Genomic DNA, 21,763 nt, shown 5'->3' on the forward strand with positions numbered 1-21,763 from the left:
CCACTCAACGCGACGGCATGAGGAAGCGATGCGGCTCACCGAGGACCTGCGCGGCGTGCTCGAGGTCGGCGAGGCGGACGGCGAGCGTGGCCTCCGCCATATGGCGTGGCAAGGCCGCGGAGAACTTGAGCCCGTGCACGGCGCGGCCGTCCACCTCGGGCAGGACGAGGTGGTCCGCCAGCGCGGCGACGGCGGAGCGCCATCCGTCGGGACGCAGGTCACCACGAAGCCGGATATGGCCGGGGTCGATGCGCTGGGATTGGTCCGCGAGGTCGCCCAGGGTCGCCTGCAGGGTGGCGTTCGTACGGTCGCCCGCCCACGTCCACCAGCGCAGATCCCCGGACGGGCTGCGGCTGATCAATGTCCCGCCGGGATGGACAGAGAAGTCCAGGTCGTCACGGATGGCGGCGAGGGCGGCAGTCGCACGGCGGGTCATCATGACGGGCGGGTCGTCGCCGAGCAGGACGTCGCGCGCCGCACGCGCCAGCTCGAAGGACACGAGGCCGGTGCCGGTGCCTATCCAGCCGGCCTTGCCACCGCCGTCGGCCGGCTCGACGTGGCATCGGCGGCGCTTCCAGTCGATCCATGTGACGCGCCAACTGTAGCCGCCGAGGAGCAGGAGCCGAGGCCCGGTGACGCGTTCGGTGAGGAGCATAGGGTCGGCGCGGCCGACCTCGGTGCGGCCGCTGAGGACGGTGAACTCGGGCGCGGCGGTGAAGACTGCGGTGAGGTCGCGGAAGTGGATGCGGCCGAAGCGCTTCTCCGCCTCGGGGCCGATGAAGAGCATGCCGCCATCGGAGTCGAGGTACCCCTGTTCCACCAGGTGGCGGGCGATGGGCGCGGCCGAGGCCCCGAACGGGCCGAGCCCTCCCCACCATTCGGGCCACAGCCTCTCCCCCACCTGGTGTTCCTGAAGGCAGAGGGCGAGAAGCTGCTGGGCGGCGATGTGGCGCGGTTCGGGCGGAGGGGCGATCGGCTCGACAAAACCGCGGCTCCACTGCAGCAGGAGGGCGGCGGCTCGCAAGACGTCCTCACGCTCCAGGGCGAGGAAGAGGCAGTTGCGGCGGGTGCCGAAACGGCGACCCGCGCGGCCGAGACGCTGCAGAAAAGCGGCGACGGTGGGGGGTGAGTTGATCTGTATGACGCGGTCGAGGTCGCCGACGTCGATGCCCAGCTCGAGGGTGGACGTGGCGACAATGACGCAGTCGCGTGCCTCCGCGAACGCCTCTTCCGCGCGGCGGCGTTCGTCCAGAGAAAGGGAGGCGTGGGAAAGGAAGGTGGTGACACCGAGGGCGCGCAGCGCGGCGCCGAGCTGCTCGACGATCCGCCTGGAGTCGCAGAAGACGAGGCGTTTCTCGCCCCGGTTCAGCGCCGAGATCACTTTGGCCGCGTTCTCCACGGAGCCGACGTGGTCGAGTTCGACATGGGGTTCGGGGGCTGGCCCCGCTTCGGGGGCGACGACCTGGCGTGGTCGGTGCGTTCCCGATCCCTGGAGCCAGCCGAGCAGATCGCCGGGGTTACCCACGGTGGCTGAGAGGCCGATGCGCTGGAGCGGCCGCCCCGCTACTCGGGTCAGCCGTTCCAGAACGGCGATGAGATGCCACCCGCGGTCGTCGCCGGCGAACGCGTGCACCTCGTCCACCACGACGGCGCGCAGGCCCTCGAACAGGCGGTCATGGTCGACCTTCGTGCTGACGAGCATCGATTCCAGCGACTCGGGAGTGGTCAGCAGGATGTCGGGCGGATCGGCGATGATGCGCTGGCGGCGCGGCTGAGAGACGTCGCCGTGCCACAGGGCGACCCGCCGCCCGAGCCAGGCGGCATAGGTCTCCAGCCGGGGCAGCAGGTTGTTGAGAAGGGCTTTGAGCGGGCACACGTAGAGGACGGAGAGGCCCGTCCACTTCTGCGCGGCCATCGCCGACAGGAGCGGGAAGATCGCGGCTTCGGTCTTGCCGCCCGCGGTCGGTGCGAGAAGCAGCGCGTCCGTCCCTTCGAGGACGGGTTCCAGCGCGGCCTCCTGAAGGGGGCGGAGGGACGGCCAGCCCAGCACGTTGACGATGTGGTGCGCGAGGGACGGGTGCAGTCCGTCCATCACAGGTCGAGCTCCACCTCGTCTGCGCTGCCGGCACGGAGCGTGGAGGCAGCGGCGTTTCGTTCGACCTCGCTCAGCTCAGATGAGGCCAGGGTGAGCTGGTAGTCGCGGCGCGGGTCGAAGCCGTCCAGGTAGTCGACGCGGTCGAGGACGTCGGCGACGAGCTTGCGCAGGAAGACACGGGGTGCAACGCCCACCTGGCCGCCCAGCCCGCCGGTGACCGCCTTGGCGAGTTCGGAGATGTAGGCGTCATCGACAAGGGCGGCGACCCGGTCGGGGTGACGGGCGCCGGAAGCGAATAGATCGCGGACGGTGCCGCCTAGTTCCACCAGTTTGGGCAGGTCGAACCCGCTGAGGCGGAGCTGGACCGCGCGCGGTGAGTCGAAGCGCGGGTCGGTGGAGAAGTCGGTGGCGAGCCGCTGCGCGAGCGGGGGGAGTCGCTGGGCTCCCTGCTGCCCGTCGAAGAACGCCGGCGTCCCTGTGATGACGAGGAAAAGGCCGGGGAAGCGTCCGCCGTCCACCTCATCGATGAGCTGCCGCAGCGCGTTGAGAGCCTTCTCCCGCACGTCAGACCGCACTCGCTGAAGCGTCTCGATCTCGTCAAGGACGACCAGCAACCCCGGATGGCCGCAGTCGCGCAACACGGTCAGCAGCCCCTGTAGGAAGCCGAGTGCGCCGAAGTGGTCGAGGGGACCCTTGATACCCGCGGCGTGCTTGGCGGACGCCGCGACGTTCGGCTGGCCGCCCACCCAGGCGAGCAGCGCCTCGGCGGTGGCGTGTTCGTCGGCCAGCCGCGCCTTCCGGTAGCCGCGCAGCGCGGACGCGAACATCGGGGTGGTGCGGGCGACGTCCGCGAGCCGCCGCTCCATCAGCTCGTCGACGCCGGCGGCGAGCGCTGCCAGGTCGGGCTGCCCGTCAGTTCCGAGCGGGACGGTGCCCGCCGCGAGGACCTCTTCCTCCAGGGTGAAGAACCATGCCTCCACGACGTCGCGCAGCGCGCTCGGCGGGTAGGAGGCGGTGGTCAGCCGTTCGATGACCCGCCGGTAGACGGTTTCCAGGCGGTGCAGCGGGGTCTCGGCCTCGGAGATCTGGATCTCGGCGGCGGCCATGCCGCGGCGCTTGGCGCGCTCGGCAAGCCAGCGGGTGAAGAACGTCTTGCCGGACCCGTACTCGCCGCGGATGGCCTTGAACACCGCGCCGCCGGAGACGGCCGTGGCGAGTTCGTCGTCGACGGCGGTCTCGAACCGCCCGAGGCCCACCGCGAACAGGTCGAGGCCCGCCTGCGGGACGGTGCCGCGGCGCAGCGCGTCCACGACCTCGCGGCGCCGGGCGGCGCTGACCGCGGCCATCAGCCTCCACCCCCGAGGAACTGTTCGCGCAGCAGCGGCAGGTCGAGGGCGACGGTGCGGCCGCCGTCGGTGACGGCGAGCACCTGGTACCCGTCGACGTTGAGGAACTTCGCCACCGTCGAAACGTATCCGTGCATGCGTGCGGGTAGCTGCCCGGCGCGCTGGGCCGCGACCGGCAGCGGCAGTTTCCCACCGGCTCCGGCGAGCGCGTCGACCAGCGCAATGAGGCCGGAGTCGTCGACGGGGGCGCGGGTGTGCTGCTCGCGCTGCGCGGCGAACAACTCGGAGGCGACGACCCGCGCGCCGATGCCGTCCGCCTTGTCCGCCTCAGCCAAGCGGCCCGAGGTGGGTACGTCGAACAGCGGCTCCTCGGCGCGCTTCCTTGCGGGCTTCGGGGTATCGGCTTGCTCGGGAGGGGTGAACGGAGTCCACCACACGGGTTCGTGCATGGCCGGGCTGTAGGTCTCCCACCCTTCCGGCACGAGCCGTTCGGACGGGACGAGAACCACGATCGGTACGACCATCTCTGCGAGGGAGACGCCGCCGTGGTAGCCGCCTTTGCGTGCGTTGTAGCGGATGCGGCTGTTCCACGGGACTACGACCGCGCCGCCAGGCGCGAGCACCCGATGGCCGGTGATGGTGACCTCGCCATCGCCCGGTTCCCCGGTCCGGTACCGGGCCGCCTCCGCGCGCACGGTGATCAAGGCGTCGCCGCGGTCCAGGACGTGGCCGTGGTCGGAGGTGAGGACGACAGGGCGGCCCGCGCGCCAGGCGGCCTCCAGCAGCCGGTCAAGGCCGGCGATGCCGCTCGGGTGCCAGTCGGCGCGCCCGTCGGCGCGGCCCTTGTCAAGGCTGTCGTCTACGGCGTTGAGGACGACGCCGACGACGGTCCCGCGGTCGGCGACGGCCGCCTTCACCTCGCTGCTGAGGCCGTCCCTCACATCGGCCTTGTGGAACAGCCGTGTCGTGCGGGTGCCCCAGAAGTCGCGAAATCCGCGCTCCTCGTCAGCCTGCTGCCCAGCCCGCAGCTCCCCGCTGAGCAGCGTCGTGCGGGAGAACGCGGTGATGGAGGGGACGGTGGCGAGCGCGCCCTCGCGTCCCTGCGCGCGCCGGCCCGTCTCCGTCCACCGGCCGGCGCCGGTGATCTCGGCGGTGACCGCACCGGCGATCGCGGCGGTCATCCCGTCAAGAACGACGATCAGCGGGGCGGCTTGCTCCGCGACGGGGCGGGCGATCGCCTCAAGCAGGTTCTCCACCAGGACGAGTTCCTCGGCGCTGCCGGAGACGCTGCTCCACGCGGCGAGCCGCTCGGCGAATTCCCGGTCGGACGCATCCCGGCGGGCTTGGACGGCGTCGAGCAGCCCGCCGAAGGCGTCGTCACCGGCATCCCGGATGCCGGTGACCGCACGGTCCACCCAGGAGCCGTCGCGAACGTGCCGGTCGACGTGCTCACGGAGCGACCCGGCCGGTTCGGGGTCCCGCGCCAACCACCGGACGAGGCGCGCCGCCATCTCGGCCGCCTGGGTTTCCTCGGTATGGGCGCGGTGCAGATGGTGGTCGGTGAGCTCGGCGAGCGCCCGGTCCATTTCCGCCACATCGGCGGGCAGCGGGTCGGGCACCGCCGCCGCGACGGCATCGGTCAGCACACGCAACCGCAGCCGGTATCCGGCCTCCAGGACACGGCTCCCTCCGGCGAGGTCGCCCGCCTGCAGGTCGTCGAGCAGATCCTGGGCCCGCAGCAGGACGGCGTCGGCCCGGAGCGGATCGGCTTCGATCCGGCGCAGCAGCAGCGATTCACATGCCTCGGCGAACACGGTCAGCGCGGGCTCGGCGGGCAGCGCCCCACCGAACAGCCGCTCGGCGCGCACCCGCGCGGCCAGCACCGCCTGCCGTCGTTCCTTGCGGGCGAACAGGATTCCGGCGACGAGACCGACGGCGACGGCGTCGGTGGCGTGCCCGGCGCGGACGAGCCGGAACAGCACGTCCGCGACAGGGCCGGCCGTGCGGGCGAGCCAGTCGGCGATGCCGGTCTGCTCCTCCTCGGCGAGCGCGGTGAAGCGGGACACGGCGGCGATGTCCTCGGCCCATTCCAGGAGGCTCGCGGCGTCGGTGGCGCCGCCGGTGCCGAGCCGCGCCGAGGCGACCGCGCCGAGGGCGGTGTCGTAGTCGAGCAGCGCGCCTTTGACCTTCGGCCACCCGCCGTCCGGCTGCGTCTCGAGCAGCGCGTCCGACACCCAACCGTTGTCGGGCCCGGTGAGGCGCGGGTCCAGCATTTTCGCGCCGAAGGCGTGCCGTACCAGGTCCCAGCGGTTGACGGCGACGATGTCCTGGCCGATCGCGTGCGCGAGCAGGGAGTCGCCGAGGTCCCGTCGTTCGGAGGGCGACAGCACCACCAGGTAGTCGGTGTGCTTGGCCGACACGGCGTCGAGGACGGCGAGCAGCGTCCCGCACGGCACGACCTGGACGGTCGCCCCGTCAACGTCGAAGGTGCCGGGACCGTGCCACTGCGGGGCGGCGCGCAGGAAGAGTGTGCCGCCGTCTGGATGGCGGCGCCTGGCCCGCCGGATCTCCGCGGTCACGATCCCTGGAGTGGCGACCGGCGCGGCCCGCCTCGCCGGGGCCACCGCGGAGCCGGTCACTGGAGGCTCCGCCAGGTGATCTCGAACTCGGCGCCCGGGAGTCTCGACATGTCCTGACGGATGCGCTCGACGACCTGGTCCAGCCCTTCAGCGAGGACCTGGGCCTCCCCCGAGACACGGGCCGGGGGCGGCGGCGGTGGAGGTGGGGGCGGGGGCGGGTCGTCCATGAGGAGGGCGACTGTGGCCTGCTTGGCGTCGGCGAGCGCGGGCGCCAGCCGAGCGGCCTGCTCGTCGCGGCGGGCCACGGCGCGCAGCCGCTCCATGATGAGCTGTGCCGGTTCGGCCCGGTCGCCGCCACCCGCGGCGAGGTCCGACAACCGGTTCAACAACTGCCAGTCGGCAGCCGCGAGCGCCTCGGAGACCGGCTGCGCCTCGCGCAGCGTGACACCGAGCGCGACCGGCTGGACGGTCCCAAGGTCGAACCCGGAGAGCGCGCGGAGCAGCGGCGTGTCCTCCTGGCCGACAAGCGACTCGACGAGACGGTGCGCGGTGCGGGCCAGCGGCAGCCTGTCACCGACCGCCAGCCCGAGCAGATCCGCGTGCCGCTCCAGTTCGGTGACCAGCGCCGTGGTGTGCGGGAGTCGCAGACTGGCGGTACGGCGCACTTGGTCGGCCAGCGCATGCACCGACCGCGGGCTGCGCACCGGCGGGCGGGTCGCCTGGAAGACGTCATGGGCGCGCTTCCCTGCGGCCTCGAACTCCTCCGGCGAAGGAAGCTCCTGTGGCCGGAGTACGTAGTCGCCTGGGATGTTCTTCAGGTCGGGTTGCGGAACGATCTGCCCACCCCGCACCCACGCCCGCGCCCGCATCAGCGCGTACGCGCAGACGACCAGGTTGGTTACATCGGGGGGCAGACCAGGCTGCTCCTGCAGGATCCAACCGCGGACCTGCGTCACGGTGACGTCCCCAGAAGCCGCACCCGCCGCCGCCACGTGCCGGTCCAGCGCCATCGGCCAATTGTCGTTCAGGACGAGCGCGGCCTCCCCCATCGCGCCGAGGTCCAGGGGATTGACGATGTGGCGGATGACGGGGATTTCGACGCGCGGCGGTTCGTGCCGCCGGACGTCGTTCTCCATCGCCTGCTCGATGGCCGCGAGCGCAACCTGGAGGTCCTTGAGCCGGTAGGGAGCCTGCTTGCCGGACGGCGCGAAGTTGGGGTGCTTGGGGTAGCGGTGGTCGAGGAGCTTGCCGCAGATGTGTTCCAGCGCCGCGTCGAATCCGAGTGCGGCGGGCGGTCGAATGTCGACGGCGGCGTCCATGCCCATGATGTGCTGGTCGATCTGCTGCCCGATGTCGGCGTCGTCGTGCGCGGCGAGCCCGTATGCCTTCTTCAGGACGTCCTTGAGCCGGGTTTCGAGCGCGTTGCAGCGGCTCCCCAACTGGGTGCGGGCGTGGTAGCGGTCCTCGTCAGTCAGGAGCGGAGTCTGCTCGCGCAGCCGGTCGCGTTCGAGGATGTACTTGATGACGACCAACTCGCCCAGGTCAGACAGGCGGTCGTTCGACAGGAAGGAGGGCAGCCAGCACAGCGTGGACAGGTTCGCCCGGCGCGGATCGGCGCGCAGTTCCTCTACGCGGTTGCGGTCTTCGGCGGGGCCAAAAACATCGTCGAACGGGTAGTCAACGATGACGCGCAGCGCGCCTGGTTCCTCAGCCGCGAACACGTCGGCGGACGTCTTCGGGTCGGCGACGTTCGCGAACACCAACTCCACGACACGGGACGTTCCGCGCCAGGTGATGGCGCGGCGACTGACGAACGCGTCGCTGTCGCCCGCCTTCAACTCCTCCCAGAGCATCTCCTTGAGCAGGCGCCGCCGGGCCGCCTCATCGTCGACGTTGCGCACCGCGTCGAGAATGCTCTTAGTGTCGACTCCGATGAGCGCGACGTCCACGGTGGGGTTGCCCTCGCCCTGCAGCCGAATCTCGCCGAACTCGCTGGCGAGATCACGCAGCGTCTTGTGCACGACCTCGCCCTGGCGTCCCGGCAGCATGGACGGGATCGATCCGTGGTTGAGGGCCGCGAGGCGCCCCGGATTGAGGGTTTTCAGAGCCGGAACATTCGGCACGAGCGCCTTCAGCATCAGCGTCTTCACGACCAGGTCGTCGGCCCGGAAGGCGTGCACGGGCGGCAGCTTCGCGGCCGCGTCCTCGTCGAGCCGGTGCCGGGCGAGCAGCCAGGGCCGCAGCCGCTGCAGGTAGAAGTTCTTCGCCTGGTCGAACTCCGAGCGCAGCTTGTCGCTGAACGGGTCGACGCCGCCGGTCAGCAGCACGTCGAAGATCGCACCGAGCGGCACGAGTTGCCCGGCGGGCAGGGTGTCGCGGTGGTCGACCAGCAACTGCAGCATCAGCTTCAGCGCCGTTCGCTCCCGCTGGAGGGCGCTGGAGATGTCGACCATAGTGTGCAAGAACGCCGGGCTGAACGGGTACACCGACCGGAACGCGGCCTGGTCGGTGCCGCCGCCCTGCGAGTCGAGCAGCGCCTCCCACACCTGCGCCTGCGTGCGGGTGATCCGCTCGAACCCGGCTTCGATCTCGGCACGGGCCTGCTCGTCCTTCGGCCGCAGCAACCGCTGCCGGACGACCTCGGGCAGGTTCGCGTCGGCGAGCCGGATGAAGTCGAACCGGCCGTCCCAGTGCTTGAGGGTGTCGAACAGCGAGGTCTGCTGCGCGCCCGCCACGTCCCGGCCCACGAGTTCGCGCAGGTCGCGCTGGCGCGGCACGAAGCTGATGATCGGCGCGGGCCGCCGCCAGTCGGCCGACTCGACGAGCTTGGCGACCATGCTGGCCTGCTCGGCGACGAACGCGGGCTTGGCGAGGTGGGTATTCAGCCACAGGACCAGCTCGTCCAGCAGGAGGATGAGGGCGTCGTAGCCGAGGACCTCCTTGGCGTGCCGGCTGATGATGGCGAGCCCCTCGTCCAGGGGGACGAAGGCGTCGGCGTCGCCGCTGACGGCCTGCCGGTAGGCGGCGAGGTGCGTGGCCAGCAGATCGGAGACGAGGTTCTGCCGTTTGGGATCACCGTGCGTCGCGTTCAGCGCGGCGTCGAGCGTCTCGGCCGTCCAGCCGGAGGCACCCCACTCGTCGTCCTCAGTCGCCGGTAGCCCATTGAGGAACGCCTCGTCCCCCATCGACGCCCGCAGCGCCCGCGCGTTCTCCAGCAGCAGGTCGTCCCGGTACACCGGAGCGGGGGACGCCTCCGGGTGGAGTTCGGCGACATGCTTGACATAGTCGCCGAGCACCGCCGACGCCAGCGTGGTGGACCCGCTCAGGTGGTAGGGCACCAGCAGGATCTTGCGGCCCCGCAGCCATCCGTCGTGCTTGTCGACGACGGGCCGCAGCAGTTCCTTGCTGCGAGCGTCCGGATCCTGCTGGATCAGTGCATGGAGCATCGCCATGAAATGGCTCTTGCCGGACCCGAACGACCCATCAATGTAGGCGGCGTGCGACGTGCCCGTTTCCACGGCCGACTGCACGATGCCGAGCGCCCGGTCGAACGACCCGGCGAGCTGCGGCGTGACCACGTACTCGGTCACAGTCCCGTGGTCGGCGATCCCGGCGGTCAGCTTCAGCACCAGATCCCCGGCGTGCACCCGCGCCGGGATGTCGATCAGGTCGCGCAGCAGCTTCGTCATCGGCTCTCTCAACTCGCGAAACGTTCCGGTCAAGTATGCCGCCTAGCGCACCTTCCGGGGTCGTCCCCGCTTTGGCGGCGGCGGGCCCCACTGGAGGACGTCGTGCTCGGTGAGACCACGCTTGCGCATCATGTCAGCGGCGTAGGCCTCGAAGGCGTCCGCCGGGCTCTGCCCGTAGTCGGGGTCAATCTGACCGTGCCACTGCCTCAACCAGGGCAGCAATTCCAGAAGCCCTGCCAGCAGCGGGTACGGGTCCCCGCCGTTCTCCAGGAGATCGACGAGCACCATGGCGCGTTCCTCATGGTTCCAGCCTGCCCATCCGAACAGCTGGTGTCCTGGATAACCGATGAACCGCTCGTTCGGAACATTCCAGCCGCCACGCTGTCTCCAGTAGCCGGGGCGCAGGAAGTCCTGGGGGACATACTTCGGCGGAACCGGGATGTCGAGCCGTCGCCCCTGCTCATCCTCCGCTCGTTGAAGCGCCCATACTTCAAGCCACCGTTCGTGTTTCTTCAGACCTCTTGGACTACGGAGATACAAGGCCGCGACATAGGGGAGCTGATGCTCGGCCAGGAGTTCCTTCACGACCGCACACGGATCCATCCCGGGACTGCACAATTCGATTGCCTCGAATATGTCTGACCTATGCCGAAGCAGATCGGTGAGCTGCTCAGCCGTGCGCGGAGCCGCTCGGCCTTCCGAAAACCACAGGTCACGGTCCTCTAGTTGGTCGAGGAGCCATTCGCGGACAGCCTTGTCGCGCAAGGCATCCCAACCCTGCGTCGCCCATCTCCGTTTGAAGTCCGGACGTTCCAAGAACCCAATCGCTTCATGATTTTCGATCAACTCGATGCGGTGCAGTATCCGCTCACGATAGTCGTCGGACCAGCGTTCAGGCACTTCCAGCACCGGTTGCACACCATGCCTTTCGAACCATGTGCTGCCCGCCTGCCCCTGCGCCATTTTCCGTGCCAGGACGATTTCGAACGCCCGCTCACCGGCATCGATTTCCGGGACGTGCTCCGGGTCAAGTGGAATTTCTTCGTCCGGGGAGATGCCGTAACGTGCATAGACTTCCCAATCGAGCTCCTCCTGCAGCGCGATCATCCTCCCCCTCAGGCCGGCCCACCGGTCGCGCGCTTCGGCCGAGGCGAGCCGGGCCGGCCGCCCGGACCTTTGGAGGACGGCCTCGGGCAGGCAACGCGCGAGCTCTTGCGCCGTGGCATGGAGTGCTTCAGCGTACGCCGACCAGCGCGCACCCACGGCACGTTCGGGCGGCAGCGGCAACTTCCCCAGCCACGTGGAGGTGAACTCGTAGAAGGCACTCCACGGTTCGCCGGTTCCAGACGGCCCCCCTCCCTGCCGACCCTTGGAATGGCTGTGCTGCTTGAGCCAGAACGCGACCGCCGAACTGTTGAGCACCGCCGCGAGTTGGATCACTTCCTGTTCTGACGCCGTGCCGAGCAGCCTGATCACCGGTGCCGAGTTGAGCGGCATCACCGCCTCGTCCGCAAGGATCGCGAAACTCGGATGAGTCGCCACCCACGGGAAGGTGATGGACCAGGGATGCGCCGCCCGGTCCAGCGTCAGATGGTGCCACTCGTACCAGCTTCGGCCCGCCTTCTCGAACGTCTGGCCGGAGAAGTTGATCCGGTTCCTCAGTACCGTCCGGTAAGGCCAGAGCCGCCGGAAGTGGCCGGGAAAGTCGCCGATCGGCGCCCACCGATTTCCCTCTTCGGGGGCGGCATGCGGCAGAAACGCCTGCCGCTCGGGCGTGACCACCCAGTCCCGCACTTCCGAGCCGGTAAACACGTGCACGAGTGGCCGGGTCTCCACTCCCGCCCGCCGCCAGGATGCCCCAGGTGCGGTGAACACATCATCCGCGCCCGTGCTCGCGACATATCCGATCCGCAGTACACGGTCGGCCAGGCGCCCGCCCTCGCCCATCGTGCGAAGCAGGTCGGACGTTGCCGGATCGGCCAGGTTCCAAGGAAACCGGGCCATTTCATCGCGGGGGACGGATACGGCCTGCGTCCACTCGTCGGACACGTCCGCCCCGTCCACGTGGTCCCGAATCGACTGCCAGACCCGCCCCTCGCCGGGCCTCTCCGGCGCGGCGGGCTCCCCTCGCACTCCGATCACGGTAAGCACCGTCCCGCCGGGGTGGGGGAAACGCTGCCTGCCGAAGATCACGGCGGTCGGCGTCCCATGTCCTGGGATGTAGGCACCGGACGTGTCGATCACATGCGTCAGGTCCACCGTGGGCAGAAATTCCTCGATCAGTTTCCTGCCGAACTCCCGCTTCATGAATGCGTTCGCCACGAGCAGGCCAACGTGTCCGGCCGCGCGAGCCTCGCCAGCCTTTCCGGGCTTCTTCGCGAGCCCGAAGAAGCGCTCGACAAAAGGCACAGCGAGAGAGAACGCCCCCGTACACGATCGGTAGGCCCGTCGGTACGTCAAGGCCTCGACCTTGTCCTTGGGAGTGATGTACGGCGGGTTGCCGACCACGACGTGATAGCTTTCCGCGCCGAGCAGGTCGTACAGCCGGACGTATTCGCCGATGTCTTCGGTTGGGAACATGAGCGGCTCGTCGAACAGCGCATCCTGAACCTCAGGCGCCCCGCGGCCGTGAAGTAGCGAGTCGCCTGTCGCCACGACCAAGGGGAGACGAGGGGCGTCTGCCAGTGTGGAGATGTCCCCAGCCTTCATCGCGGCGACGAGAAGACGGAAACGAACGATGTTGGTGGCGAACGGGTTCTTGTCCGCACCGTGCACCGACAGCAGCGTCCGGCGGATCAACTCCCATACGTCGGTGTCAGGTTCGGCCTTCCGCCATCTGCCCAGGACGCGCTGGAAGGCGCCGAGCACGAAGTGACCCGAACCGCAGACGGGATCGATCAGGCGTAGGCCCTCCAGTCCGAACTGGTCGGTGGCGGGTTCCAGCGTGTGGTCGAGGATGAACTCCTCAACGAACTCCGGCGTCTGCAGCAGCGCATACGTCTTCTTCGCATGCTCCGACAGTCCCTCATAGAGATCACCCAGGAGGCGGGTGTCCCACCCGGGCTCGGTGAAGTCGTGGACGACCTCGCCGCCTTCACCGCGCCGGCGCCAGAACGCGAGCAGCGACTGGGCGTCGTGGTGCGAGATCTCGATCTGCCACATCGGATTGTGGGCCTCGTCGAACAGCTTTGCGGCGGCCGGGGAGCGCGACATCTCCGCGAACCCTGCCTGGAGCCAGTCCCGGTCGGTGTCGTGCGGATGCTGCCGGATGTACTCCGCCTGCCGCTCCTGCGCGAGGTCCAGCCGCTCCCCCGGACCCGCCAGGAACGGCATCTCGATCAGGCCGTTGTCCTCGCAGAACCGCAGGAACACCGTCCCGAGGATCCATGCGACCGCAGTCTGCCCTGTCTGATCGTCCAGCCACGATTCATACGTGGCCGCCGTCCGCCGCGCCTCGCGCGCGCGCCGCCACTCCTCTTGCAGGCGTCCACGGGTGCCGGTGTCCTCCGTCGCGCGCTCCCGCAAGCCGTACTCCAGGCCCGCGACCTGCTTTTTCAGGTCGGCGAGCAGGGCAGCCCGGTCGATCACTCAGTGTCTCCTCGCCATCGTCGCCGTCCCGCACGAGGTCCGCCTGACGTCACGTCACCCTAGTCGGGGCGGCAGGCAGGGCGTGGGGGGCACGCCGGTCTTCAAAAAACATAGTACGTGTTAGCGGATCCGGAGGTATCCTCCTATGCGTGGGCGGCACAGTGCCGTCGCGTGAGCACCTCTCCGTCACCTCAACCCAGGCAACCATCCCGCGCAGACGACCGCCCTCGAATATTCTCCATGCGTGTTAGCGCATCCTCCTGGAGGTTTCCGATGACCCGCTCGGTGCTCCGCATCGACACGAAGATCGTCTTTCGGTTCGGCTACTCCCTGCGGCTCAACGAGACGCTCAAGGCAGCGAGCGGACACCGCGTCCGGTGGGACCGCGGGCTGCGCGCCTTCACGCTCCCGGTGTCCGACCTCGCGCACGACCCGCGGCTGCGGGCCTCGATCCACGGTTTCATCACCGGGAACGGTTTCGAGGCCGAGGCAGCGGTGCTGTTCCTCCTCCGGGCCGCTCCCCGCCCTTCCTGGATCGGCCCGTGGGAGACCGCTTCCGGTTTTCGTCCGGAGGTGTCACAGGAGGCAGAGCGGTTCGGCGCGTCCGGTCCCGTGGACCGGAACCGGCGGAGCGCTCCCCGCGATGGTTCCGGCGGCCCGTGCGAGGACTGCGCGGCGTGGCGGGGAACGACGGACGATGGGCACGCCCGGCAGGCTGCCGCGTCCGGCGGCGACGGGCAGGGCCGCCGGCTCGACCGCTGGGAGTCGGCGCTGCGGCGGATGCTCGGTGTCATCGATGCGCTCGACACCCTGCTTCGCCGCATGTGGCGGATGCCCGCCGTGTACTACGTGCTGCTCCTGATCGCCCTCCTCGTCTTCGCCCGCTTCCCGGAGCTGCGGAACGCCATCATCGCCCCGTGACTCCGCCCTGCCCATGACGAGTCATCGGTTCCCGTGCTTGTAGGTGTGGTACTCGGCGGCCAGGTGGTCAGTGTCCAGCGAGGGCCACTGGGTGAGGGCGCCGGTGTGGCGGTCTACGACGAGCATGCCGTCGGGGGTGTCCGGATGGGGCGTGGGGCGGGCGATGAAGCCCTCGTCGAAGGGTTCGATGGAGAGGAGGACGGGGCGGGCCGCCGCCCGGGTGTACCAGGCATCGGCGCGGCGCCAGGCTTCGGCACGGTCGACCAGACGGCTCTGCAGCCCGTAGGCGGCGAGGGCGTCGGAGATCGCGCGAACCGTCCGGCAGCGGCCGGTGCCGCAAGCCGCGCAGACGGGCCGCTCGTGGCGGTCGCGCTCGGACCGGTGGACGGTGAGGACGGTGAACAGCGCCGCGGAGGTCCCCAGCGTCAGCATGCGGGCCGAGCGCAGGAACGCCGCACTGTGCGAGTCGAGGACGGCGGAGTTCGCTCCGGCGAGCCGGTCCAGGGCGTCCGGATCCGCGCGCATGGCGTAGGTCATCGCGGACCGTACCTGGCCGACCGTCCATTCGCGCAGGTCGTGGCCGCTCACGCCGCCTCGCCCAAGGTCGTGCCGAAAAGGGCCGCAACCGTGCGGGAGTGGTCGTTGCCGAACCAGCCCCAGCCGGTGGCCAGGAGGGAGACGGTCCGCAGGCCTCGACCGGACTCGGCGTCCTCGACGGCTTCGATGACGGAGGGCTCGGATGGGGCGCCCTCGTCGGTGACGGCGATGGCGACCGCAGCACCCCAGCGGGTGATCTCGACGGTGAAGGTCCCGCCGGCTGGCCGGACTTGGTGTGCCGCAGAGCGTTCACCACGAGTTCGTCGACGGCGAGGAGCACCTCGTCGAGCAGCGGGCAGCCGTCGAGGAGCATCGTGGTGAAGCGGCGGGCGGCGCGGGCCTGGACGAGCTCGCCGGGGAAGGCGCGCCGCCACCGCTGCGCGGTCTCGGGGACGGACAGTGTGGGAATCGGATGGGACATAGGTCCCTCAGCGCGTCGTGGCCGGTTCGTCATCGTGCGTGTTCATCGTCACACCAGGCACCGGCGATCACACGGGAAATCCCAGGTCAGCCAACTGATTCGCACGCCTGCGGCATGCACGTCGTCCAGCTGGGCCTTACATGGCCCGCACGTTCACGAGAGGAACGTTCTCCGGCTCATTGACGGTTTGCGTCCTGGAGCCGCCGGGCGACGGCGGGCGAAACAGGCGTCACCCGGGGCAGCGGCGGGTTGGCGTACCAGTGGACCTTGTGCCTGCGGAGCAACGCCTCGCCGTCGCGATCCCAGGAGAAACGCGGCTTCTTCAGCAGCTTCTGGAACACCCTGCTGGCGGCGTCGGGACCGGCTTCGGCCACCAGGCGCCGGATCGGGACGGGGCTGATCTCCTCCTCCCGCAGGTAAGCGGAGACGACCTCGCGGTAGATCCGCCGCCGGATGAGGTCGGGTTCGGCGAACGCCTGCTGGGCCGCGGCGTAGTCGACGTAGAAGCCGAGGCCGTCCTCGGCGTCGTAGATGAGCGCGACGTGTCCGCGTCCGTCCATTCGCCGGGCAGTTGCGGCAGGTTCGGTTCGGTCCACGGTCCCGCCTTGCTGCCGCCCAACTCGTAGACGTGACGGTAAAAGGCCATCAGCGTCTGGTCGACCTCGTCCCCGGAGACGACAGTCAGGTCATCGCCGTACAGGTCGATGAAGGCCCGGCGCTGCTCATCCTGCAGCTCGCGTGCTCGGGCGAGTATCTCGGGGTTACGGAACGCGCGCGCCGGATACCGCATCACGATCTCGGGGAGGCCGGCCAGGACGTCGTCGGCCTGTTCGGCGGCGAAGGCCATCGGCGTACCGCTGATCATCCACTCGGCGCCCACCGGCACGATCCCTCCGATGACGATCGTGCCGGGGGTCAGCGACTCAACACCCTTGGGTCCCATGTTGGAGCGGACGCGGTACGTGAGCTCGTCCACGTGGTTGTAGGCGATGATGCCGTCGTCGCCGTACGGCTCCATGATCTCGAACATGCCCTGCACGTTGTCGAGCCAGCCCAGGACCAGGGCCTTGTCCTGCTCTTCCAGGTCACGGTGCTCGGCGACGAACCGTTCCACCACCCGGGAACCGTTCGGGAGCCGGTGAGTGAACAGGAAGTCCTCGATAGCGGCCGCGAAGACGCCTTCGTCGTGGACGAAACCGCCCGGGAACGCGTCCAGTATCAACTCCTCCAGCACGTCCGAAACACGGTCGGACATGGCGAAGCTCACCAGCTCCCCCTTGAGGTCGCCCGCCCGCGCCATCTGATCCATGCCGCCCTCTCCGTGATCCGGTTTCCCCAGGCCGCACGCTACCGGCACACCACGGCCGGACGTGATGTGGTTGAGCGGTGCCAACACTGTCGCCGGCGTTCACGACGGAACGCGTCGCTCGATCCGGAAGCCCGTGCGCATCACCGAGAGCGATGTCTCTGACATGGCGGGGGCCGGGCCGCGTAGGCGGTGACGCGGCCGGGCAACACCCAGGCCAGCGACGGTTACGTCTGGGCCTCTCCCCTTCCCCACCGGCCGCAAGCCAGAACGCTGCCCCCCGACTCCCCGCTCGTCTCCCGCAGCTACAAATCCCATACTTGGTCGGGGTCGTCGAGGGCAGCGCGTACCTGGCTGAGGTCACCGATGTCTGCCAGCGGTGACTTCTGTGCGATGTCGACGATGCCGCGCACGACACTGTTCAGGGCTTCGCCGTTGCCTTCGTCGAAAGCCCGGTCGAGTCGGGAGAACAGTTCGTCGTACAGGCTTCGCCGCTCGGCGAAGACCTGTGAGAAGTAGTCCTTGAGCACCGCTTCGCCCGCCTTGATGCGAGCCACCTCCGTGGCCTCATAGGCGGCGATACGGCTGCGGATGGTCGCTCGCTCCTCGTGGGTCTTGATGCAGTCCCGCACCGCCTCGACGACCTGATTGAGCGCGGCAAAGGCCTCCATGGCAGGGGGTCCACCGCCCTTGGGCGGCGGGACAACCCTGCCTTCGTGGACCTTCGGCTGGTCAGGCATCGGCAGTCTCCTCGGCCATGGCCCGGTACTTGACAGTGAGGTTGGCGCTTCGTTCAGTCAGGGTGCCCTCAGCGTCGATGATCGGCGTGGCGGCAACGTCGCGAACGGCCATCACCAGGCTCATCGCCCGCTGGAAGCGGGGCGCGTGTACCTGGGAGTCAAAAGGCTCGGACTCCAAGATGTCGAGCGCTGACGTCGCCTGTGCCGACAGTTTCGCGAGCAGGTCACCGAGTTCATCGGCGCGGGCGTCGACGCCTTCGAGCCGAACCTCGGTCTCGTCCAGCTCCGCGATGGCCACGGCGATCTCGGCCTCGCGCTCACGGGCCTTGGTGATCGCCTTTGCACCTTGCCCCTTGACGACGAGGCCGCCGACGAGCAATGCGGGGCCGATGGTGACGAAGTTCAGGGCGGCGGCTCCCAGCGCCATGCCGCCCCCACCGGAGGCGAGGCTCCCGCCCCCCAGGAACGCCAGGGTGGCGGACTCCGCGGCAGCGCCGCTGAGCCCCCCGATCGCGGCCCCGGTGCTGGCCACACCCAGGCTGCCGGCCGCAGCCGTGACGCCGGCTCCGGTTCCCGCTCCCGCGACCGCGGCCCCGAGAGCTCCGCCGATGAAAGCCGCAGCTTCCATCTCCAAGCCCTGCTGTTCAGGCACCTGCGTCATAGTGGCGCCTATACCTTCGACCAACAGGCGATCGCTCTCGCGGACTTGGCGCTCGTGGCGGCGCAGGAAGTCCCCCATCCGGACGACGACATCGATGAGGGCTTGCTCCTGCTGCATCCCCAGTGCCTTGAGTTTCTGATTGCTGCTCTCGAGCTTGTTCTCGGTGACGGCACGGCGCTGCTCATACTCGCAAGCCGCCTTCTTCGCCCTTTCGTTGGCCTTCTTCAGGTCGTAGGCGCCCTTGCCGCCCAGTGCAACGCCACCGCCCCCGGTGGCGGCTCCGACAGCAACCAGTACGACAGGAATGAAGAATGGCATGGCATCTCCCTCAAGTTCCTGATCATTTTGACACCAGTCGACGACGTCCCAGGTCAAAAGCGACCAGTTGCACGGTGCCGGTTCCGGCCAGGTGTCGAATCACTTGCGGGCGAGTGCCGAAGCCAGGCGATGAGCGCACCGCCTCGTCCTTGCTCGGTTCCGGTCGGAGCGCGAACGTAGGCGACCTCGTCGTCGCCCCTCGCGCACCGCCGGAAAGCCAGGCCGACATGTACATCGACGGGCGGTGCGTCCAGATGATGCACCGCAGCCCCTACGTGGACGAGCCCGCGCTTCTGGCGCGCAGGGCCGCACTGATGAAGGTGCAAGGAGTTACGCACCACGACCTGGACCACGAGATCGACCTGTCCGATCCTCGTGAGACCACCCCCGAGAAGCTGCGCACGACTCCTGCAGGCCGTCCGCTAGAACCGGCGGGCGGCGGACCCGGCCCCGCCGCCGGACTGCTCCACCCCGCGGGTCCGGGTTCAGTAGCCCCCGAAGTCGGAGTACGCGCCGTACAGGCCGGACCGGTAAGGCACTTCGGGAAGCGGATCACTGACCCGCGGCTTCGGAATGCTGATCTCGATGGATACCGGCGGCTCCCACGTGTGGGTTTCGAAGATCATCCGGAGTTCGTGGTCGGCGATGCCCGCGGCGCCGGTGGCCGCGACGCGGGACAGGGCGTCCAGCGACAGCCCCCGGTCAAGCGCACGGCGCAACCGCCGGGCCCGCCGGACCCGGCCCCACTGCCACAGCGCATGGACGCGGGAGCCCGGCAGCAGCCGCTGCACCCGAAGCCGCCGGCCGACCTCCTCGACCGCTGGGGAGTCCGCGATCATCAGCATGGTCAGGCCGAGCACCCTGCCGACCTTCGGCACGACCTCCAGTGCGGCGCTCTCGACGGGGTCGCGGGGTTCGCGCCGTTCCGCGTACACCCGGTGCCGATCCGGCGAGACCCTGATCTGACCGTCTCCGGCCAACCTGACCAGCACGGTCATCGCGACACGCTCAGGGCCACCGCACAGGTAGGCGATCTCGTAGGGGCCGACTTCGGTGTGATCGCGCATCAGTTCCACTTCCAACCGAGGTCGTGACAGTTCGGACACTTTCCAGTCAGACGCACTGTGCTCCGCGGACGTTCCGGCGTCAACCTGACCGCCGTACCCGGCCACGGCCGGCGGCGCGACAAGGAGAGCGCCACCGCCACGGTCTGCGGATCCCTTCCAGAACAGCGCACCCACGCGACGAACGCAGAACTGGAGCGTCATCTCCGCCGAACCGACGGCCCCTCCCGTGCCCACGCCACCAACTCGGATATATGCGGTGTGTGCGTTCGGCGGCTGAACGTGCAAATCCCGAACGTTCACGCTTACATGGTCGGTGACGCCTCCGGAGGTCGCCCCCGCACGTCCGCCGGAACTCTGTCCAACATGGAACAAAAAGGGCGTTAAGTCCACTGTCAGGCGATTCCGGCAATTGGGCTCCGCTCCCCCGGGTGGAAGGACGCAGCGTGGGCATCGAGCAGTCCGGCGGGACCGACGCCCGCGCGGAGGACGCCGACAAGCCCCAGGCTCCCCAGCGTCCACCGGGACCGCCGCCCGACCGGCCCGGACAGCCCGGCTTCCCGTCCCGCCTCGAAAGTCTCCGCGCCGCCCGCGAAGCCCAAGAGGCCCGCGCGGCCGAGCTGGCGAGCGGGCAGGCCGCCCCACCGGAGACCGGCACCGAGCAGCCAGACGAACGGGAGGAGACGGCGGCCGAGTCCTCCCCCGCCGAACCCCCCGGCGAGCGGCAAGGGGACCAGGACGACCCGAAGGAGTCGGAGAAGGGGGCTGAGGCCGGCGAGACCGAGTCCGAAGTCGGCTCCGGGCTCGGCGAACGTGACGACTCGCCGCCAGGGCCTGAGAACGCCGAGGCGACGCGGCAGGACGAGCCGCAAGCGGAGTTCGGCACCTCGGACACCGACGAACTCGCGCCAGAGACAGAGGCGGGATGGCCCACGGAAACTCAGGACGAGGAGGTCGAGCCGTCTCCGGCCGGGGCGGCCGAGAACCCGGAAGAGACCGCCGAGCCGGGGGCCACTGAGGACCCGGCCGACCAACCCGAGACCGGACCCGAAGCCGATCAGGCGGGACGTCCGGACGGGCACGGGGAGAAGCGCCGCGCCCAGGACGCCGATGAGGCCGCACCGCGACCGCCCGGCGAGCATGACCAGTCCGAAGCCCGCGACCGGCAGCCGCTCCCCCCGCAGGACGGTCGACCATCCGTCACCACCGGCACCGGTCAGGAAGCCGCCACCGGGCAGATCCTTCAAGCCGATCACCCGCCCACCGGTCACCGACAGGCTTCCCAAGACGCACCCGGCCCCATCCCAGCCGAGCCACCGGAAGGCACATCAGACGCCCAGCCGCCCACCGAGGGCGACGTGCAGCGGACGGCGGACGGACAGTTCTCGGCAGCCGAAACACCTGAACCGTCCGGCATGCCCGGAAATGCGGCGGCAACCTGGCCACTGGAGCCGGAAGAAGGGGTCACCCGCTGGACATCCCCGGTCGTCCAAGTCGGAGAGGGAACACCCGGGATTCAGGTCGGAGCCCGTGATAGGAATGCCGAGGCACGACCGGAATCCCCTGCCACCACCGACGATGAAACAGACAAATACCGCCGGCTACCCGAACACGCTCCGTCCGGAACTGCTGATCACAGCGACCCCGTCTCCCCCGAGGACGATCCCGCGGATCGGAATCCTGACCCGGAGGACGGGCGACGGAGTCGATGGGAGAACTTCGATCGCGCCCATACCGCATTCGACGCGACGAAGAAGGTACTCAGAGGGGTGGAAGATCTCCAGGCGAAACCACCGCCGACAGGGCGCGCCGAAGTCAGAGCAGATACCACCATACATGCGCCTGATGCTCACGTAGGGAATCCTGCAGATGCCTTAGGGAACGCCGTAATAGTCACGCTCACAGTCGCGGGCTGGGCGCTACAGACTTACCGGAAGATCGGTAATCCAAGACGGAGAGATCATGCCGATAACTGATGATCAGGTCGCCACCCTGCGCGCTCAACTCGCGGGGCGGTCGGAGGAGCACGAACGTCTGCTGGACCGACTGGACACACCAGAGGCCCAGTCCGGTTACATAGCCCTGGTAACCGGAGCGTTCTTCGAGGCCGTTGATCGTAGGTTCATCACCGACGGCAGGGTGGCCGACAGGGGCGAGGTCCTTGACTTCATCGCCTCTCAGCGCTCGGCTCACCCCGTCGCGGCCGAGCAGCTCGATCCGGACGTTGCCGAGCAGGTCGTCCTGCATGCTCTGGGCAAGGGACCGATCAGTGAGGACGTCGATGGCGAGACGCTTCTCGGCACGAAGATCCTTCTCCTCGCGGCGCTGACCGCCGACGCCGAGCTCAGCGAAGCCGAACTCGAAGCCTTCCTGGTCAAGGCGCGGGCCGAGGCAGACGCACATATCGGCTGAACGGCGATCAGCAGCCGGGAAGCAGG

Annotated in this window: 13 protein-coding genes; 3 read left to right on the forward strand and 10 right to left on the reverse strand. The window is 69.2% G+C overall.

The features are described 5' to 3' along the window. Positions 1-4: 4 nt before the first annotated feature. From FKD65_RS04400 to pglX, 5 genes are read right to left on the reverse strand one after another with little or no spacing between them, the layout of a single operon-like run. Positions 5-2,092, reverse strand: coding sequence for a DEAD/DEAH box helicase (locus FKD65_RS04400; protein WP_141576268.1), 2,088 nt, complete (start codon positions 2,090-2,092; stop codon positions 5-7). After that, the gene (gene brxD / locus FKD65_RS04405; protein WP_141576269.1) at positions 2,092-3,441 is read right to left on the reverse strand and encodes a BREX system ATP-binding protein BrxD; all 1,350 of its coding nucleotides are present in this window, start codon (positions 3,439-3,441) and stop codon (positions 2,092-2,094) included. Before brxD ends, FKD65_RS04400 begins: the two co-directional genes overlap by 1 nt. Next, positions 3,441-6,080 (reverse strand): BREX-2 system phosphatase PglZ, encoded by a 2,640-nt coding sequence (gene pglZ, locus FKD65_RS04410; protein ID WP_168220945.1) that lies wholly within the window; start codon positions 6,078-6,080, stop codon positions 3,441-3,443. Before pglZ ends, brxD begins: the two co-directional genes overlap by 1 nt. Continuing rightward, complete coding sequence (locus FKD65_RS04415; RefSeq protein ID WP_141576271.1) at positions 6,077-9,709, reverse strand: phage resistance protein; 3,633 nt, start codon at positions 9,707-9,709, stop codon at positions 6,077-6,079. Before FKD65_RS04415 ends, pglZ begins: the two co-directional genes overlap by 4 nt. 42 nt (positions 9,710-9,751) lie before the next feature. Then, the gene (gene pglX / locus FKD65_RS04420; protein WP_141576272.1) at positions 9,752-13,297 is read right to left on the reverse strand and encodes a BREX-2 system adenine-specific DNA-methyltransferase PglX; all 3,546 of its coding nucleotides are present in this window, start codon (positions 13,295-13,297) and stop codon (positions 9,752-9,754) included. Between the two features lie 273 nt (positions 13,298-13,570). Here pglX and FKD65_RS04425 point away from each other — a divergent pair, with 273 nt between their 5' ends. Then, positions 13,571-14,218, forward strand: a complete 648-nt coding sequence (locus FKD65_RS04425; RefSeq protein WP_141576273.1) for a hypothetical protein — start codon at positions 13,571-13,573, stop codon at positions 14,216-14,218. Positions 14,219-14,239: 21 nt separating this feature from the next. On the opposite strand, the gene FKD65_RS04430 is transcribed toward FKD65_RS04425, so the two are convergent. The 5 genes from FKD65_RS04430 to FKD65_RS44015 all read right to left on the reverse strand — a co-directional run bounded on the left by FKD65_RS04430 (position 14,240) and on the right by FKD65_RS44015 (position 19,502). Further along, a complete protein-coding gene (locus tag FKD65_RS04430; RefSeq protein WP_141576274.1) occupies positions 14,240-14,806 on the reverse strand; it encodes a hypothetical protein in 567 nt (188 codons plus the stop codon). Positions 14,807-15,558: 752 nt separating this feature from the next. Continuing rightward, on the reverse strand, positions 15,559-16,545 hold the full coding sequence (locus tag FKD65_RS04440; protein WP_141576275.1) for a hypothetical protein: 987 nt from the start codon (positions 16,543-16,545) through the stop codon (positions 15,559-15,561). 302 nt (positions 16,546-16,847) lie between these two features. Then, positions 16,848-17,282 carry a hypothetical protein gene (locus tag FKD65_RS04445; RefSeq protein ID WP_205718547.1) on the reverse strand — a complete coding sequence of 145 codons (435 nt, stop codon included), beginning with the start codon at positions 17,280-17,282 and terminating at the stop codon, positions 16,848-16,850. Beyond that, on the reverse strand, positions 17,275-18,261 hold the full coding sequence (locus tag FKD65_RS04450) for a hypothetical protein (protein ID WP_141576276.1): 987 nt from the start codon (positions 18,259-18,261) through the stop codon (positions 17,275-17,277). Before FKD65_RS04450 ends, FKD65_RS04445 begins: the two co-directional genes overlap by 8 nt. Before the next feature lie 485 nt (positions 18,262-18,746). Then, complete coding sequence (locus FKD65_RS44015) at positions 18,747-19,502, reverse strand: TIGR04222 domain-containing membrane protein (RefSeq protein ID WP_168220946.1); 756 nt, start codon at positions 19,500-19,502, stop codon at positions 18,747-18,749. A 269-nt stretch (positions 19,503-19,771) separates the two neighbouring features. Between FKD65_RS44015 and FKD65_RS44020 the strand changes: the two genes are divergently transcribed. Together FKD65_RS44020 and FKD65_RS04460 are read left to right on the forward strand one after the other, a co-directional pair. Continuing rightward, the gene (locus FKD65_RS44020) at positions 19,772-21,301 is read left to right on the forward strand and encodes a hypothetical protein (RefSeq protein ID WP_168220947.1); all 1,530 of its coding nucleotides are present in this window, start codon (positions 19,772-19,774) and stop codon (positions 21,299-21,301) included. Continuing rightward, positions 21,288-21,737: a hypothetical protein gene (locus tag FKD65_RS04460; RefSeq protein ID WP_141576277.1), complete on the forward strand. Its 450-nt coding sequence runs from the start codon at positions 21,288-21,290 to the stop codon at positions 21,735-21,737. Before FKD65_RS44020 ends, FKD65_RS04460 begins: the two co-directional genes overlap by 14 nt. Positions 21,738-21,763 lie beyond the last annotated feature (26 nt).

The organism is Actinomadura sp. WMMA1423 (genome assembly GCF_006547145.1).
Classification (GTDB): Bacteria; Actinomycetota; Actinomycetes; order Streptosporangiales; family Streptosporangiaceae; genus Spirillospora.

What these genes read in the sequence shown, in the direction of transcription:
- FKD65_RS04400 (WP_141576268.1), bottom strand. Translation starts at nt 2,092, where the DNA reads ATGGACGGACTGCACCCGTCCCTCGCGCACCACATCGTCAACGTGCTG.
- brxD (WP_141576269.1), bottom strand. Translation starts at nt 3,441, where the DNA reads ATGGCCGCGGTCAGCGCCGCCCGGCGCCGCGAGGTCGTGGACGCGCTG.
- FKD65_RS04415 (WP_141576271.1), bottom strand. Translation starts at nt 9,709, where the DNA reads ATGACGAAGCTGCTGCGCGACCTGATCGACATCCCGGCGCGGGTGCAC.
- FKD65_RS04425 (WP_141576273.1), top strand. Translation starts at nt 13,571, where the DNA reads ATGACCCGCTCGGTGCTCCGCATCGACACGAAGATCGTCTTTCGGTTC.
- FKD65_RS04440 (WP_141576275.1), bottom strand. Translation starts at nt 16,545, where the DNA reads ATGGATCAGATGGCGCGGGCGGGCGACCTCAAGGGGGAGCTGGTGAGC.
- FKD65_RS04445 (WP_205718547.1), bottom strand. Translation starts at nt 17,282, where the DNA reads ATGCCTGACCAGCCGAAGGTCCACGAAGGCAGGGTTGTCCCGCCGCCC.
- FKD65_RS04450 (WP_141576276.1), bottom strand. Translation starts at nt 18,261, where the DNA reads ATGCCATTCTTCATTCCTGTCGTACTGGTTGCTGTCGGAGCCGCCACC.
- FKD65_RS04460 (WP_141576277.1), top strand. Translation starts at nt 21,288, where the DNA reads ATGCCGATAACTGATGATCAGGTCGCCACCCTGCGCGCTCAACTCGCG.